The organism is Aureibaculum luteum (assembly GCF_003449015.1).
Lineage (GTDB): Bacteria > Bacteroidota > Bacteroidia > Flavobacteriales > Flavobacteriaceae > Aureibaculum > Aureibaculum luteum.
Map to the genome: position 1 here is coordinate 874,411 of NZ_QRGD01000001.1, position 16,083 is coordinate 890,493.

Below are 16,083 nucleotides of genomic sequence, written 5' to 3' on the forward strand. Positions count from 1 at the left end.
CGTTTAAATTTAAATTCTGTTATAAAATAAATGTTAAACAATTCGTAAAGCTATTAATCAACCGATTAAATGCTATTTATTGATTAAAAATTGCTGATTTTTCATCGCTTTTTAACAATTTTAGGAACCTAATTGTACTGTGCAACTCATAATAGTAATCAATTGAGCGAAAAATGAATAACTTTTACTTTAATGCAAAATATTTAACCCCGTCCATAATAAAAAAATGGTAGTTTTGTAAAAAAGAGAATAATACATATTTATGAGTGAAAGACCTTTAATTTTAATTTGTAATGATGACGGTATTACAGCACCAGGTATAAGAACCTTAATTTCTGTAATGAACGAAATTGGCGATGTAGTTGTTGTGGCACCTAATAACCCACAAAGTGGTATGGGGCATGCTATCACAGTAAACACTACCTTAAGATGTAACCCTATTACTATTGATGACGGACCACAATTAGAGTACAGTTGTTCTGGTACACCTGCCGACTGTGTTAAAATGGCAGTCAATGAAATATTGAATAAAAAGCCTGACATCTGTGTTTCTGGAATTAACCACGGCTCTAACGCTTCTTTAAATGTAATTTACTCTGGTACCATGAGTGCTGCAGTAGAAGCGGGTATAGAAGGTATTCCGGCTGTTGGGTTCTCTTTAATGGATTATAATTGGGATGCTGATTTTGACGCATGTAGAACCTATGTCAAAACAATTGTAAAAAATATCTTGAAAAATGGTTTACCAGAAGGTGTTGTGCTTAATGTAAACATACCTGATTTAAAAAAAGATGAAATTAAAGGAATCAAAGTATGCAGACAAGCACACGGAAATTGGGAAGAAGTTTTCGATAAGCGTGTTAGCCCTCAAGGGGAAGATTACTATTGGTTAGCCGGAAAATTTGTAAACCTAGATAAAGGAGAAGATACTGATATGTGGGCATTAGAAAATGGTTATGTTTCTATGGTGCCTGTTCAGTTTGACATGACAGCACATCATTATATCAAAAATTTGAACACATGGGATCTGTAAAAAAAGAAATATTTATTGGAATCTTAATTGGTTTGGCCGCTACAGCTGGAGGCTTTTATTTATATGTAGAATATGCCCTAGAAGGCACATTTGAAGAATCACTTGCTGTATTAAAAGAAAATAGTCTTTATGGACAAGTACTGAGTATTGCAGCTATACCAAATCTTATTGCCTTTTTTATATTTATAAAAAAACGGCAAGATTATAGAGCTAGAGGTGTATTAATTGCAACGTTAATGGTAGCATTACTAATATTGGCAGCTCAGTTTGTTTAGTTCTCGATACACCACGCAAAAAGCGTGGCACTCGAACTGACAAAGTTTTACTATGCTTTTGTCTTCTATTCATTACAATTTTCGCAATAGGTTTTTCTCAAATATTCATCTTCTAAAAGTTGAAATGTTACTCCACCATCATTAATAGAATTAAATATTTTACAAAATCTTTTTTGATTCATATTTATGGCGTTTAACATGATAGTTCGATAATTAGATGATGCTGTTAGTTCTGGTTTTATCAACGTTAAGTTTAAATAATAAAATAACAAATCTTCATCAACGGTAACACTTCTCACTTTTTCATCTAACAAATCAACCGCTTTATCATGATTTGAATAATAAGTTAAAAACTGGGCAAGACTCAAGTAATCATAATTTGAAAGTGGAAACTTCTTATAATTTTTCTCAATATAGGCAACTGATTTATCTTTATTCGTATAATCTCTTTTTTGCATGAATTGCTCACTTTTAATGATATGAAAATTGACCATCATTCTGTCAATTAAAATTTGTTTAATACCATAGCTTTTTAGTTGGTAAATTTCTTTTTTAAATTTTTCTTCATCAACAGGTTGGGCGTTATAACGGAACATAACCATTTTCAACGCTGCAAGATTATATTTGACTTCCTTATCTTTTGGAACCAACTTTTCAAGTTTTAACAATTCGTTATAGGCAATTAAGACATAACTTTGATTTAACAAAAACTTGTTCACACTATTTTTATTTATAAAGCGGACATATTTTTTTTGCTGAGGCACATTCATTTTATTAAGAATATCAGGCGAAGATTGACTTTCCTTTAATTTCTCAAATATTGAATTTTGAATGTCATTGGCTATTTCAACATCATTAGCTGCTAAAACTTTATTAAACAAGGATATTAGCTCTTCTGTTGACTTATCTTTATATAAGTCTTTCTTTTCCAACTCCAATGTTATAACTGCTTTCCTGTGATTTTTTAAATACGGCTCTAATTCCTGAGCAAGATTGCCCACCAATTTACTTTTTATAGCAACCTTACTTAAGGTTTTTAAATTCGCATGTTTTGTATCAGAAATATCATTTAAAAAATCTACCCAATTTTCAGACGAGTTAACCTCAGTTGTTATGGTAGGTTCTTGAAAAGTTTGTAAGGCATCTGCAATACTTTTAGCCCGTTGTTCTTGTAATTCTATATTCCTTTCTAAACTTCCTTCTACTGATGAGTACGCTCTTATATTTATTGTTTTAATATTAAATTCTGTCAATCGCAAAGAATCATACATAGGTTTTATATCTTCTTTTGAATAGGTAGCTTTATTTTTTTCAAAAGGAATTTCAAACTTGAAGCTCTTATATTTTACTACAAATTTTTCTTCGTTAGTAGGTTTTATTCTTTTAGTTTGATAGGTTAACGAATCTAAATACATGCCCATGTCCAATAAATCCCAAGGGTATCGTTCAATTTCATAAACACGTTGGTATCTACATAAATTTTTATTGTTTAAAAAAAGGATATTAAACTCTAATTCTTCAGATACCAGAGCCTCCGGCAAGGTACCCACCAATACTCTAAATGTTCCTTTTCCAAACGGTTTTAATCCCTGTTTTAGTTTTTGCATATAGACAGGCTTCAATAGCATCCCTTTAATTTGAGTATCTACCGTAGTTGCTTCAGTACAATCATAAAGGCTTTTGGGTACTACATCTATGGCAATACCATCGCCCACTTTTTTAAAAAGTTGAAGAAAAAACTTTTTGTCGTTAATTTGAAAATAGAGGTTGTTTTTTTCTTGTTGTACTGAAAAACCAACTTCTTTAGGCTTTTGATTAAAAAGCTGATTATAATATTGGCATTTTTGGTCTCTGTCAGCTTGTGGAAAAACAATGTCGTATGTGTTTTGACTAAAAACTGTTGTACAGAAAAGAGATAAAAGGGTTAGGTTTAAGAAATGTTTTTTCATGGATTGTTTAGCGTTTTACTGAGTAGGTAATTGTAAAGTTAAGAAAAAAACCAAACTATTCAGAATAGTTTGGTTTTTAATTAAATTCCAACTTATTTAAATTTAAGAAAGTGAAATCCCAATACTTTTGAATATTACCCACTTCCCATTAATCTTTTTAAATAAAATCAAACTTTCAGTTGAGTTTAATTCATTACGAGTATCTCTAAAAAATAAGATTGCTTTATTTTTTTCTCTATTAAATAAAACCTTACTAAACTGTAAAATACCTCCCGAATCAAATTGGTTTTTCTGTTTTTCAAAAGTTTTGTCCAAATCCTTGAATGATATAAGTTCATATTCTTTGTTTGAATAAGTATTTACATCGTACGGCAAATAATCTACAATTTCACTCATAGAGTCGGAATTAAATTTAAAATCTTCTGGTAGTCTATTCTCAAACTCAGAAAAATCAATATTTATATGGTCTTTTTGAACATATAACTTTAAAGGACTCAACGTGTCAGGACGCTTAATTGGAAACTGGATTTTAATGCCTTTTTGAGATTCTTCAAAAGTTGGAGGTTTCATATATCTAAAATCAACTATTGAACCTGTTAAAATTTCCATATAGGTATCCTTAAATAAAGAATTTTGTTCTTTTCCATTTGAACAGCTCATAGAAGATAAAATAAGAACAAAAATTATTATTCTCTTAGTCACAAGGGTTTGTATGTGTATCATTTTTAACTATTTTAGATAAATTAGCGAACCTTAAATCTTCTTCTGGAGTAAAATAATCCATCAACACACCGTAATCGTGTAGTCCAGTCCATGCCCAATATTTATAATTGTCTAACGGATGTGTGTTTTCGTCAAATTCTCTTAGTCCAGAAGCAATTGGATTTACATAGAATTTTGCCATAAGATGATGTTCGGCAGAAGTTGCTGTTCTACCAATATCAATAGGGGTTTTTTCGAAAAGATCCCACAGTTGAAGCAGCCAAGTGTAACGTTCTTTAGGTAATGGGTTTGGCCCGGCATTATTCGTAAGTTTGATTCTATGCAATTCTGCATGTATAGTTTCATGTAGAATAAAACTAGCTAAATAAAGTGATGTATCATTAATTTCTGCCAAATTAAATACAATGTCAATTATCCCGTCTGGCCCAGGGAATCCTGTTCTTGCAGGTGCATTATCTTTTGGAATGTTTTTAGCAGTAAATCTTATTCTGTACTCACTTTTATTCTCAGTAAATGCTTCAGAAGTTTTCTTAAACAAATTATTTCCAGAACTTATAAGGGCTTTTAAAACACAATCAGCAGGTGTTCCAATAAAAGATTTATCCTTAATTATTTCATTTTCAAAATCAACTTCTCCTTCATTCATTAAAGCATCAATAGCAGCATTGGCAAAATTTTTAGCTTCCTCACTCACTATATAATTACTCGCATTTGCACTCAAATAATCTAACATACTTTGAGAAATTGATTGTTTTGAATGTAGCCAATTTATTTGAGCCGTGGTTAACCCAGTTAATATGTTTTCAACTGCATCTGCTGCTGTGTCATCTTCAGAGACAGTTGGAGCTGTTATAACAACTTCATCATCGCCTACAGTTACACCACCGCTATTACTATTTCCATCAGGCACAAAGCCGGTGTCGTTTCCACCAACACTAGTTTCAGTGCATTCCATGTCGCTGCTTTTAATATATATTCTACCATCACCTGGTATATGACAAGCAGGACCTGCCACATGATCATCGAGATGATTACACCATACCTCCTGATAATTAAAAGTGCAATCAACAACGTTAAGCTGCTTTAAGTTAATAATAGAAGAAACATCGTACTTAATTTCTTTTATATAACGTTTACCTTCAAAGGAGATAGAATTATGATCTTTAAATATATTTACCTCAACATCAGGCACATATTTAATAATATAAGTTTTAATACTGTCGGTTGTCTTTTTTGTTATTACTAGATTTTCGAAATAGTCAGGCGTAGGGTAGTCTCTTTTTATGGGTATTGTATAGGTAGTATATTTGCCATATTTTATTTCTCTAATTTTTGATGAACTTACGGAAAAATCATATTTTACTTCCATTTTAGATTTGGTTGTCACACCTGATGATGATTTTTTATTATCTATTTTAAAAACCTTTTTAAAAATCACCGACTCATTTAACTCATCAAATTTATAATCTTCAATTTTAATTTTTTCTAAATCATTTAACTTTGGAATTGAGACTTCTTCTTTCTCACAATTCGTCAAAAAAACAAATAATGTTAAAAACGTAAATAATTTTATGGCTTTTTTTATATTCGGTAAGGTTTAAAGTTAGTAAAAAACGGAAAGAAAATAGCACTGAATACAAAAGAAACTCCTACTCCTTCCATTTTAGCTGTCCTAAACTAAAAATAATATTTTACTTTTTACTTACGGAAAACCGCAAAATTTCATAAAAAAAACCGCAAAATTTTACGGTTTAGACCGCAATAAATTGTGGCTCTTTTATGTTTTAAGATTATTTAACTCCCCTAAGTCCCCTCAAGAGGACATTCCTTGCCAAAACACTTACAGCTCCAAATCAGGCTTCTGTCTATTTGTTTTCTTTTGAGAAAGTTTCTTTTTAGATTTTAAACGTTTTCTAATAGCCGATTTTGAGGGTTTTGTTGCTTTTCTGGGTTTTACCTTTTTAAGTCCGTTTTTAATGACTTCTAAAAATCGCTTAATAGCAATTTCCTTATTTTTATGTTGACTGCGGCTTTCATCACAAAAAAGAATTAGTACATTCTCTTTGGTAAGCCTATTGGCTATTTTATTTAAAAGGAGTTGCTTTTGTTCATCAGTAAGCTCGCTAGAATTTTCTAAGTCAAATGTCAATTCAATTTTTGATGACACTTTATTGACATGTTGGCCACCAGCACCACCACTTCTGATAGCTTTAAAGGAAAGTTCTTTTATTAAATTTTCGGTATTCATGCTTTTTTATTATCTGATTGAAGACCTCTAATAAAATTAAAAACGACTAGGTCTGTCTTATTAACAAATTAACTAAGGTGTCACTTCGAGTGAATTTTCGAGGTACGAGTCCCGAAGCCTCAGGATGTATCGAGAAGTTTTCATTTCCCCAATGATCTCGATACACTTTTTTCTTTCGTTACACTTCAGAAAAAAGCACTCGAACTGACAATAGTTTAAAAATCATAATTATTACCCATATCAGTGTTCTGATGCAAAAAGTGCATATCTATATCTTCTAGATTTTTTGAAAAACTATCTAGATTGGTTCGTTCTGCTAGAATTTTATCTATGGCTTGCGTAGCTAATTTCAAACGCGTTTTTTTATCTCCTTTTAGCAAAATATAGGGTCTGTTGTATTTTTTCAATGCACTCTCAAAAGCATCAAACATTTCTTTTCGCAATTCTGGTTTATCACGTAAATCATCTGCTTCCCATGGCGTGTCAATATAAGTTAACAAGTATAAATCATACGTATTTTCAACTGCAGCTTCATCTAATAACGGATTTACAAAGCCACCATAATATTCTTCTGAATATACTTTTGTTTCGAGCAGATCGGTATCGCAAATCAAAACATTATCTGCTTTTTTAGCCAATTTATTTTCAAGCTTCATCTGCCCCTCTGCAATGGGTATTAAATCAGAATTTTCACAAGTTTTTCGGTAATTATTCCATTTGTCTTGTAGGTATTCACGTGCATATTCAGCAACCCAAACGGTGTTATAATGGCGTGCCAATTGCTCTGAAAGTGTTGTTTTACCTGTAGATTCTGGACCAAACAAAACTACTTTTACAACATTTGCATCTTTTGATTGTCTAAGCTTTTCTTCCATTGTTTATATCCTAAATAAGCAATTACTAATAATATTATAAATTGAATTCCGGTAAACCCAAGTCCTTTAACAAAATACAGCGGAATGGCAACGATATTACCCATAATCCACAATATCCAATGTTCTATTTTTTTTAGAGCCATTAACCACATGGCCGCAAAAAATATCCCAGTTGTAAAGGTATCTAAAAAAGGTGTTATTTTTCTAAAATCATCTAAACTACCAGAAGTCATATTGGTAAAAGCATAATTAACACTATCTGTAAATCCTAAATTATTGGGCATTACATTATAATAACGATAGACTAAGATTACAAATAGTGAGGTAAAAATAAAAATACCAAAAGCCTTTAATTTATCTGATGTATTCGTTCGTGTTATCGGAATATGATTTTCCTTTTCATCAATTACTTTACTCCACATGTACCATCCAAAAACACTCATGATAGTGTAGTAAATATTAATGATAAAATCGCCATAAAGCACATACTTATAACAAATATATACGTAAATACAGGTACTTATAATCCCTAAGGGGTAGACTAAAATATTTTCCATTTTTCCATACCACACACCTACAACTCCAAATAACATTGCTGTAAATTCAAGAACAATATCTAATGTTGTTGCCGTACGATAAGGCTCTAAGAAAAAATCAATAATTTGATTCATAAGTACTTCTATCTGTTTTAACTATTTTCATATACATCAATCCAATTTCAATTGAATTGAATGCTTTTTTAATCTCGTCTTGAAGAATATTAAAAACCTGATCATAATCACCATACACTTGAGTGCTTAATGGATTTTCCAACACTGTAAGTCCACTATTTCTTAAAGCTTTTATAAATTCTATGATAGCGGCCTCATAATTGTCTTGTAATGGACTAAAAGTTAATTCAACTGATATTTTCATTGTTTATTTTGTTAAGAAAATGAATGTCTTGTTCAAAAGCAGTACCAATAACGACGAGGTCAGCTCCGGCATCATAGGCCTTTTTTAATTGCTCTTCGGTTCTAATTCCGCCACCAACAATTAGTGGAATATCTAATGCTGTCTTTACTTTTTTAATGATATCGTGATTTACAACTATTTTTGCTCCAGAACCGGCTTCCAAATAAATTAAACGTTTACCAGCATATTCTCCGGCTAACGCTGTGTTTACGATGAGTTCAACGTCTTTTTGCGGTATTGGTTTTGTATTACTCACCTTTTGAACAGAAGTTTCAACACCTCCATCAATTAAAATATACCCTGTGGATATAACCTCCAATGATGAATTTTTAAGTTTCGGAATAGATTTAATTTGTTGATGAATTAAATACTCAGGATTATCACCTGACAGCAGCGACAAAAACAAAATGGCATCTGCTAGGTTACTAATTTGTGTAAAATCTCCAGGGAAAAGGATAATTGGTAATTGTGTGGTTTTTTTTAAAATTTTTACTAATTTTTCAGTTGCCCCTTGATTTACAGTACTTCCTCCTACAAATATAAAATCAGCTTTTTTGTTAATTTTCTCTGTTATTGAAGTAATATATTGTGTCTCTAATATTATTTTATCAGGGTCTAATAAAATAGCCAACAGCTTTTTGCCTTGTTGTACGGAATCAGTTATATGTTGGTATATGTTCAAGAGATTTTATAAAAATTCAAATATACGGATAGAAATTTAGCTATAACCTTCGTTTAATTGATTACTTCGTCAAGTGCATAGGTGCACATGAAACCTTCAAACTCTAAAAAATGTATTTGGTAAGTGCTTTTCTTGTTTTTATAGGTAATTGTTGCTGTTGTTTCTGTGTCTTCAAAAGAAAAATCATCCACATAAATATGTTGTAAAAAGCTGAGCCCTTCTTGCTCATAAATTTTATAAAGAGCTTCCTTTGCTCCCCATACAATGGTAAGTTTTCTTACTAATTCATATTCGTTTGGTATGTGGTAATAATCCTCTGGAGTTGTAAATTTATGAGAAATACGCAAAATTTTATCACGTTGTTTTTCAATATCAATACCAACATGTTTAGTTGTACTCAGAATAATTCCTGTAAAAATAAATGAATGTGTAATTGAAATAAAGTTACCGTCTTTTAGATGTGGTTTTCCAAATTCATCGTAATACAAATCGGCATCAACATAACCAACTTCTGCTAATAAATGTCGAATACTCATAAAACCTCTTTTATGCAATTCAGATTTCATTCTGTCAACACGATTTTGACATTTTTCTGTGAGGGTAATATCCTTATTTAAAGTCTCAATTGACTCTTCAATTTTCCAAATTAATACTTTGGTGGTTTGATTAACTTTTAGAGTTTTATAAAGGGGCATAGATTTATCAAGTTATTTTGTAACTTTGCAGTCCGAAATTTTAATAATAAAAAATCACATTAATATGAGTTCTGAGACAGCAACATACACACCCTACAAAGTTAAGGATATTTCTTTAGCTGAATGGGGAAGAAAAGAAATTGAATTGGCAGAAGCAGAAATGCCGGGATTAATGAGTCTTCGTGAAGAGTACAAAGACGAACAACCCTTAAAAGGTGCACGAATTGCAGGTTGTTTACATATGACTATTCAAACTGCTGTACTTATTGAAACCTTAATTGCCTTAGGTGCAGAAGTTACATGGAGTTCTTGTAATATATTTTCTACTCAAGATCAAGCTGCGGCTGCAATTGCTGCAACTGGTGTACAAGTTTATGCTTGGAAAGGCTTAAGTGAAGAAGAATTTAACTGGTGTATTGAGCAAACCTTGTTTTTTGGTGAAGATAAAAAACCATTAAATATGATTTTAGATGATGGAGGTGATTTAACCAATATGGTATTAGATGACCATCCAGAACTAGTTGCTGGAATTAAAGGATTATCTGAAGAAACTACAACAGGAGTACACAGATTATATGACAGAATGAAAGAAGGTACACTTACAATGCCTGCTATAAATGTAAATGATTCTGTTACTAAATCTAAATTTGATAATAAATACGGTTGTAGAGAAAGTGCTGTTGATGCAGTTAGAAGAGCTACGGACATTATGCTTGCAGGTAAGCGAGTTGTGGTTTGTGGTTATGGTGATGTTGGTAAAGGTTCAGCTGCTTCATTTAAAGGTGCAGGATCGATTGTGACAGTAACTGAAATTGATCCAATTTGTGCTTTGCAAGCTGCAATGGACGGTTTTGAAGTTAAAAAATTAGAAAATGTTATCGGTAAAGCTGATATTATCATTACCACTACTGGTAATAAAGATATTGTAACTGGTAAGCATTTCGAACAAATGAAAGATAAAACGATCGTTTGTAATATCGGACATTTTGATAATGAAATAGCTGTTGAATGGTTAAATACTAATCATGGTGATACAAAAGTTGAAATCAAGCCACAAGTTGATAAGTATACCATTGATGGTAAAGATATTATTTTGTTAGCTGAAGGTCGTTTAGTTAATTTAGGTTGTGCTACTGGTCACCCAAGTTTTGTAATGAGTAATTCATTTACAAACCAAACATTGGCTCAAATAGAATTGTGGAAAAACCATGAAAACTATGAGAACAAAGTGTACATGCTACCTAAATACTTAGATGAAAAAGTTGCTCGTTTACATTTAGAAAAAATTGGTGTTGAATTAGAAACGTTAAGAGAAGATCAAGCAAAATACATTGGTGTAAAAGTAGAAGGTCCTTATAAACCAGACTATTACAGATATTAATGTAATTATAATAATTTCTATTCCTTTTACGTTTCAGGATATTCTTTTAATTATCTTTACAAAAACACAGAGAGTATGAATACTTTATTAGTTCCCGTTGGCTCGCCTAAAAAGGCATTAAATACATTGCAGTATGCTATAGACCTTGTTGAAGGTACGCAGGCAAAAATTTATATAGTAAAGGCCTACGGTGTTACTAAAGTTGCAGGTAGTTTAAAAAACATGGATGCTTTTATGGAAGCTGAAGCTGATCGTGATTTGGAGAACGTTATTGCCCATGTGGATAAAAAAGGAATAGAAATTATATCAAAATCTATTGGCGGTAGTGCAAAAGATATTATTAAACGTGTAGCCAAACAATTAAAAATTGATTTAATAGTAGCAGGATCTAACAGTGATAGCAAAATTTTTATCGGAAAAATACCAGGTTATTTAATAAAAAACACAGATTTACCTGTTTTGTTTGTGCCTAGAAATTATCCATTTAAAAAAATTAATACCATTTTAATGGCTATTAAATCAGGAGTAATATCTCGTGAAGATTTATTATTACCTTTACAAAAAATCATGAACTTACATAAAAGTAAGTTAGAATTGTTAAGGGTAATAACTCCAAATAGTACTGATGAAGATGACAATTTAGATGAAGGGTTAAATAAATTACAAACAAATTATTCAACCTCTATAAATGAAACCATTTACGGAGGTCTTAAAGAAAATATAAACAAAATTTCTCCTGATTTAATTTGTGTTATAAGACGTAAACGAGGTTTTTTTAAGAGACTTTGGGCAAACGACAAAGTGTATAAAAAAGACTTTGAAACTGAATTTCCTTTATTAGTTTTAAAAGGATCAGAATAATTGATTTTTGGGGCATTAGCTCAGTTGGCTAGAGCACTACGCTGGCAGCGTAGGGGTCATCGGTTCGAATCCGATATGCTCCACATCAAGCAGAAAAACCACACGAAAGTGTGGTTTTTTATTTTATGAGAAATTAAGAAAGCTTGCTTTTTTTAATTTTGAATAAAATAAAAAAGTCAACACCCGTTAGGGTGGTGTATTTTTGTATTTGCAGTAGCGGAACTTATTCGGATCAACCAAGTTAATCCTTAAAATTTACAAATAAATTCATTTTATGATTTTAAGAGCTGGAAGAAGTACTTAAAAACCTCACTTTTTTAATTTTGAATAAAATAAAAAAGTCAACACCCGTTAGGGTGGTGTATTTTTGTATTTGCAGTAGCGGAACTTATTCGGATCAACCAAGTTAATCCTTAAAATTTACAAATAAATTCATTTTATGATTTTAAGAGCTGGAAGAAGTACTTAAAAACCTCGCTTTTTTAATTTTGAATAAAATAAAAAAGTCAACACCCGCTAGGGTGATGTGTTTTTGTATTTGCAGTGGCGGANACTTATTCGGATCAACCAAGTTAATCCTTAAAATTTACAAATAAATTCATTTTATGATTTTAAGAGCTGGAAGAAGTACTTAAAAACCTCGCTTTTTTAATTTTGAATAAAATAAAAAAGTCAACACCCGCTAGGGTGATGTGTTTTTTATTTGCAGTGGCGGAACTTATTCGGATCAACAAAGTTAATCCTTAGTCTCTATCAAAAGAAAACAATATTTTCATGATCCATGGCTTACCTTCTAAAAAAACCTATGAATAAGAATAACTAGACTTAAATCAATAACTAAAATTAAATAGCAATCGATATAACAATTTTTTAAGATCATTTGTTATGCCTGTTTATTTTCCTCTATTATCTTTGTTTACTATAATACTAAAAAATAAACAAATGAACAATCTAAAAAACAAAGTCGTTTATATTACAGGAGGCACGAAGGGTATCGGATTTGGTGTTGCAAAATGCTTAATTGAGGCTGGAATGCAAGTGGCTATTAGCGGTAGAAATTTAGAAACTGCCGAAAATACAGTTGCTGAACTAGGTAATAAAGACCAAGTTTTAGCAATAGAATCTGATGTTTCTATTTTAAAGAACGAAAATGAAGCTATTGAAAAAATAATTGCAAAATGGGGACAACTAGATGTTGTGTTAGCAAATGCAGGTGTTGGTAAATTTGCACCTGTAGATCAACTTTCAGAATCAGATTGGAACGCTATGATAGACACGAACCTTACAGGAGCATTTTTCTCTTTAAAAGCCTCTGTAGAAGCGTTAAAAAAAACAGAAGGGTATTATATTACCCTCGCTAGTTTAGCAGGTACAAATTTCTTTGCTCAAGGTGCAGGATATAATGCTTCTAAATTCGGTTTAGTTGGGTTTACGCAAGCCGCAATGCTAGACTTACGCCAATACGGAATTAAAGTTTCTACAATAATGCCTGGTTCTGTAGCTACTTATTTTAATGACCATGTTCCTAATGAAAAAGACGCATGGAAAATACAACCAGAAGATATTGGTAAACTAGTATTAGACTTATTAACCATGAATCCACGTACGTTACCAAGTAAAATTGAAGTAAGACCTACTAGACCAGATTTAAAATAAATTGCAAAGAAAAAGAGGGCTAATAATAAGCCCTCTTCTTTTACTAAAATAACAGAAAATTCTAAACGTGATCACCTAATTTATGGTGCTCATCGATTAACGGTCCACCTTCCATAATTTGTTCAGAAGCTTGATTTGCAAACTTTTCGAAATTTAAATGGAATGAATGTGCTAAGTTTATAGCTTTTCCAATATATGCACCTTTTTGTAACCAAGTATTCATTGGATCTAAAATTTCAATTGGCACATTTGGACAATATTTAGGCATAAACAATCCGAAGATTGGGTGTTGATGAAATTCTACATTGTCTAATTCACCTTTTAAAATAGCAGAAATCATTGCTCTTGTGTATTTCAATTTAATACGAGAACCAACTCCGTAAGGTCCACCAGACCATCCTGTATTGATTAACCAAACATTAACACCAGCATCTTCCATTTTTTTACTTAACATTTCAGCATAAACAGTAGGGTGTAATGGCATAAATGGTGCTCCAAAACAAGCTGAGAATGAAGGTACTGGCTCAGTTACACCTGCTTCTGTACCTGCTACTTTAGCAGTATATCCAGAAATAAAGTGATAAGCAGCTTGACCTGGAGTTAACTTAGAAACTGGAGGCAACACACCAAAAGCATCTGCTGTTAAAAAGAAAATATTTTTAGGATTATGAGCAACTGAAGGTACTTGAATGTTATCAATATTATAAATAGGGTAACTTACACGAGTATTTTGTGTAATTGAACCATCTAAAAAATCAACTTCTTTAGTGTCTTTTTTAAATACTACATTTTCTAATAAAGCACCTGGCTTGATAGCTCTAAAAATGTCTGGCTCTTTTTCTTCTGATAAGTCGATTACTTTTGCATAACAACCACCTTCAAAGTTAAAGATACTGTTATCTTCAGCCCAACCATGTTCATCATCACCAATTAATTTACGTTCAGGGTCTGCAGACAAAGTAGTCTTACCTGTACCTGATAAACCAAAGTAAATTGCTGTATCACCTTCCTCACCAACATTTGCAGAACAATGCATTGGTAATACATTTTTATCTGTAGGTAAAATCATGTTTAATGCAGAAAAAATACCTTTTTTAATTTCTCCTGTATAAGCAGAACCACCAACTAAAGCAACTTTTTTTGTAAAGTTTAAGATTGAAAAGTTCGCTTGACGGATACCAAATGCTTTAGGATCTGGACATTCATAACCAGGAGCACAAAGTACTAACCATTCTTCATCAAAATTTTCTAATTCTTCAGCGTTCAGACGTAGAAACATGTTAAAAACAAACATATTAGACCATGCATATTCTGTAACAGTTCTAACATTCATTTTATATTTAGGATCAGCACAAACAGCTGCATCTCTTACATAAATTTCTTTACCAGAAAGGTATTTTACAATTTCCGTTTCTAGTTTGTCAAAATTTTCAGGAGAAACTGGTTTGTTTACTTTACCCCACCAAACTCTATCTTTAGTATAATCGTCTTCTACTAAAAATCTATCTTGAGGAGATCTACCTGTAAATTTACCTGTATTTATGGCTAAGGTTCCATTTTCAGTTTCTACACCACCTTCTTTTTCAACAGCAATTTTTTGCAGTTCTTCAGTTGGTAAATTCCAATGGGCAGTCACATCGTTTAACCCGTACTTTTCTAAGTTTAAATCTTTTTTCATTGTTCTTGAATTTTCTATATTATTCTAATTTAAAGTATTCTATTATTTTTAATAAGATAAAAAAATTATTACTATCTAAATGTATAATGATTAACTTTTTAAATCTAGAACAAATTTAAGGTAACAAATGTTTCATAAGCATGACATTTGTCATATGAATTTAGCTATTTTCGCCTTAAATTCTTACGAAAACGTTTGATTTTTATGTAATTATATAATATATAGTTAATTTATAAATAATATTGATTTTTGAACAATTTCCAAGAGATCGGCCGGTAATGACTTTTCCTCCCAGGGGTGTTTTCCTCCAAAAGAATGATTGGCATTTTCTATAATAAAAAGCTCATTATTTCTATTCCATGAATGTAAATTTTTTGCTTCATTTAATGGAACTGTTTCATCATCAGTTCCATGAATAATCAACGTCGGAATTCTTAAATTTTGAGCGGCTGATTTTATATACAACCTTTCTTTATTAGCGATAAAATTTTCATAAAATTGATAGTAATGAGGCATTTTCTGTTTGGTTCTAGAATTCTCTATATATGATACCCCATGCTCCTTCCAAAGTTCTAAAATATCACCTTTCGGAAACCTAGACTCATAATCAGATACACCGGCCCAAGTTATTAATTTGCTAACCCGATTATCTTCACTGGCTTTTATGGTTACTATACCTCCTGCTCTTGAATGACCAATCAATACAATTTTTGACAGATCAACTTCATTTTTATACGTTTCCTCTTCTGAAATCCAATCTATAACTGACTTTAAGTCGTCTAATTCTTTGATAAAATTATTTTGTCCAAATGCTTCTAAGTCTGGAAAATCAATAGTTTGATCAACCGTTCCTCCATTATGTGAAAAATTAAATTTAATAAAAAATATTCCATTTTGGGCCAATTTTTCTGCAACCAAATCCCAACATCCCCAATCTTTAAATCCTTTATAGCCATGGGCAAATATTACAACTGGTTTTGGTCTACCATCTTCTAAGTAAAAAAGATCAGTTAAAATGGGTTTGTTGTGTTTACCTACCAATTGTAGATTTCTAATAATTCTCATATGTAATT

At 31.5% G+C, this 16,083-nt stretch carries 16 protein-coding genes and 1 tRNA gene; 6 read left to right on the plus strand and 11 right to left on the minus strand.

What is annotated here, in order from left to right; translation table 11 throughout:
- The first annotated feature begins 262 nt into the window (after positions 1-262).
- Positions 263-1,033 carry a 5'/3'-nucleotidase SurE gene (gene surE, locus D3P13_RS03845; protein ID WP_117879957.1) on the plus strand — a complete coding sequence of 257 codons (771 nt, stop codon included), beginning with the start codon at positions 263-265 and terminating at the stop codon, positions 1,031-1,033.
- Positions 1,021-1,308: a hypothetical protein gene (locus D3P13_RS03850; RefSeq protein ID WP_117879958.1), complete on the plus strand. Its 288-nt coding sequence runs from the start codon at positions 1,021-1,023 to the stop codon at positions 1,306-1,308. The genes surE and D3P13_RS03850 overlap by 13 nt, the downstream gene beginning before the upstream one ends.
- A 65-nt stretch (positions 1,309-1,373) precedes the next feature.
- On the opposite strand, the gene D3P13_RS03855 is transcribed toward D3P13_RS03850, so the two are convergent.
- The 9 genes from D3P13_RS03855 to D3P13_RS03895 form a co-directional block, all read right to left on the minus strand.
- Entirely contained in the window at positions 1,374-3,257 is a 1,884-nt protein-coding gene (locus D3P13_RS03855; protein ID WP_117879959.1) for an OmpA family protein, read from the minus strand.
- 102 nt (positions 3,258-3,359) lie between these two features.
- Positions 3,360-3,980, minus strand: coding sequence for a hypothetical protein (locus D3P13_RS03860; protein WP_157972824.1), 621 nt, complete (start codon positions 3,978-3,980; stop codon positions 3,360-3,362).
- Positions 3,952-5,517, minus strand: a complete 1,566-nt coding sequence (locus D3P13_RS03865; protein ID WP_117879961.1) for a hypothetical protein — start codon at positions 5,515-5,517, stop codon at positions 3,952-3,954. The genes D3P13_RS03860 and D3P13_RS03865 overlap by 29 nt, the downstream gene beginning before the upstream one ends.
- Before the next feature lie 303 nt (positions 5,518-5,820).
- Positions 5,821-6,228 carry an alternative ribosome rescue aminoacyl-tRNA hydrolase ArfB gene (arfB, locus tag D3P13_RS03870; RefSeq protein WP_117879962.1) on the minus strand — a complete coding sequence of 136 codons (408 nt, stop codon included), beginning with the start codon at positions 6,226-6,228 and terminating at the stop codon, positions 5,821-5,823.
- Between the two features lie 215 nt (positions 6,229-6,443).
- A complete protein-coding gene (locus tag D3P13_RS03875) occupies positions 6,444-7,103 on the minus strand; it encodes an AAA family ATPase (protein ID WP_117879963.1) in 660 nt (219 codons plus the stop codon).
- Positions 7,061-7,774 (minus strand): nicotinamide riboside transporter PnuC, encoded by a 714-nt coding sequence (gene pnuC / locus D3P13_RS03880; protein WP_117879964.1) that lies wholly within the window; start codon positions 7,772-7,774, stop codon positions 7,061-7,063. The genes D3P13_RS03875 and pnuC overlap by 43 nt, the downstream gene beginning before the upstream one ends.
- Entirely contained in the window at positions 7,758-8,018 is a 261-nt protein-coding gene (locus D3P13_RS03885; RefSeq protein ID WP_117879965.1) for a YkoF family thiamine/hydroxymethylpyrimidine-binding protein, read from the minus strand. Before D3P13_RS03885 ends, pnuC begins: the two co-directional genes overlap by 17 nt.
- The gene (locus D3P13_RS03890) at positions 8,002-8,739 is read right to left on the minus strand and encodes a geranylgeranylglyceryl/heptaprenylglyceryl phosphate synthase (RefSeq protein WP_117879966.1); all 738 of its coding nucleotides are present in this window, start codon (positions 8,737-8,739) and stop codon (positions 8,002-8,004) included. The genes D3P13_RS03885 and D3P13_RS03890 overlap by 17 nt, the downstream gene beginning before the upstream one ends.
- Positions 8,740-8,792: 53 nt before the next feature.
- On the minus strand, positions 8,793-9,434 hold the full coding sequence (locus D3P13_RS03895) for a 4'-phosphopantetheinyl transferase family protein (protein ID WP_117879967.1): 642 nt from the start codon (positions 9,432-9,434) through the stop codon (positions 8,793-8,795).
- Positions 9,435-9,498: 64 nt separating this feature from the next.
- Between D3P13_RS03895 and ahcY the strand changes: the two genes are divergently transcribed.
- The 4 genes from ahcY (at position 9,499) to D3P13_RS03915 (ending at position 13,332) form a co-directional block, all read left to right on the plus strand.
- Positions 9,499-10,815, plus strand: coding sequence for an adenosylhomocysteinase (gene ahcY / locus D3P13_RS03900; RefSeq protein ID WP_117879968.1), 1,317 nt, complete (start codon positions 9,499-9,501; stop codon positions 10,813-10,815).
- 75 nt (positions 10,816-10,890) lie between these two features.
- The gene (locus D3P13_RS03905) at positions 10,891-11,676 is read left to right on the plus strand and encodes a universal stress protein (protein ID WP_117879969.1); all 786 of its coding nucleotides are present in this window, start codon (positions 10,891-10,893) and stop codon (positions 11,674-11,676) included.
- 9 nt (positions 11,677-11,685) lie between these two features.
- Positions 11,686-11,759: transfer RNA gene (locus D3P13_RS03910), tRNA-Ala, on the plus strand.
- An 859-nt stretch (positions 11,760-12,618) separates the two neighbouring features.
- Positions 12,619-13,332, plus strand: coding sequence for an SDR family oxidoreductase (locus D3P13_RS03915; RefSeq protein ID WP_117879970.1), 714 nt, complete (start codon positions 12,619-12,621; stop codon positions 13,330-13,332).
- A 61-nt stretch (positions 13,333-13,393) separates the two neighbouring features.
- On the opposite strand, the gene pckA is transcribed toward D3P13_RS03915, so the two are convergent.
- Both pckA and D3P13_RS03925 read right to left on the minus strand, forming a co-directional pair.
- A complete protein-coding gene (pckA, locus tag D3P13_RS03920) occupies positions 13,394-15,010 on the minus strand; it encodes a phosphoenolpyruvate carboxykinase (ATP) (protein WP_117879971.1) in 1,617 nt (538 codons plus the stop codon).
- A 225-nt stretch (positions 15,011-15,235) separates the two neighbouring features.
- On the minus strand, positions 15,236-16,075 hold the full coding sequence (locus D3P13_RS03925; protein ID WP_117879972.1) for an alpha/beta hydrolase family protein: 840 nt from the start codon (positions 16,073-16,075) through the stop codon (positions 15,236-15,238).
- Positions 16,076-16,083 lie beyond the last annotated feature (8 nt).

Excerpts from the sequence above, each read along its gene's own strand:
- surE (WP_117879957.1), top strand. The coding sequence starts at position 263 with ATGAGTGAAAGACCTTTAATTTTAATTTGTAATGATGACGGTATTACA.
- D3P13_RS03850 (WP_117879958.1), top strand. The coding sequence starts at position 1,021 with ATGGGATCTGTAAAAAAAGAAATATTTATTGGAATCTTAATTGGTTTG.
- D3P13_RS03855 (WP_117879959.1), bottom strand. The coding sequence starts at position 3,257 with ATGAAAAAACATTTCTTAAACCTAACCCTTTTATCTCTTTTCTGTACA.
- D3P13_RS03860 (WP_157972824.1), bottom strand. The coding sequence starts at position 3,980 with ATGATACACATACAAACCCTTGTGACTAAGAGAATAATAATTTTTGTT.
- arfB (WP_117879962.1), bottom strand. The coding sequence starts at position 6,228 with ATGAATACCGAAAATTTAATAAAAGAACTTTCCTTTAAAGCTATCAGA.
- D3P13_RS03875 (WP_117879963.1), bottom strand. The coding sequence starts at position 7,103 with ATGGAAGAAAAGCTTAGACAATCAAAAGATGCAAATGTTGTAAAAGTA.
- pnuC (WP_117879964.1), bottom strand. The coding sequence starts at position 7,774 with ATGAATCAAATTATTGATTTTTTCTTAGAGCCTTATCGTACGGCAACA.
- D3P13_RS03885 (WP_117879965.1), bottom strand. The coding sequence starts at position 8,018 with ATGAAAATATCAGTTGAATTAACTTTTAGTCCATTACAAGACAATTAT.
- D3P13_RS03895 (WP_117879967.1), bottom strand. The coding sequence starts at position 9,434 with ATGCCCCTTTATAAAACTCTAAAAGTTAATCAAACCACCAAAGTATTA.
- ahcY (WP_117879968.1), top strand. The coding sequence starts at position 9,499 with ATGAGTTCTGAGACAGCAACATACACACCCTACAAAGTTAAGGATATT.
- D3P13_RS03905 (WP_117879969.1), top strand. The coding sequence starts at position 10,891 with ATGAATACTTTATTAGTTCCCGTTGGCTCGCCTAAAAAGGCATTAAAT.
- D3P13_RS03915 (WP_117879970.1), top strand. The coding sequence starts at position 12,619 with ATGAACAATCTAAAAAACAAAGTCGTTTATATTACAGGAGGCACGAAG.
- pckA (WP_117879971.1), bottom strand. The coding sequence starts at position 15,010 with ATGAAAAAAGATTTAAACTTAGAAAAGTACGGGTTAAACGATGTGACT.
- D3P13_RS03925 (WP_117879972.1), bottom strand. The coding sequence starts at position 16,075 with ATGAGAATTATTAGAAATCTACAATTGGTAGGTAAACACAACAAACCC.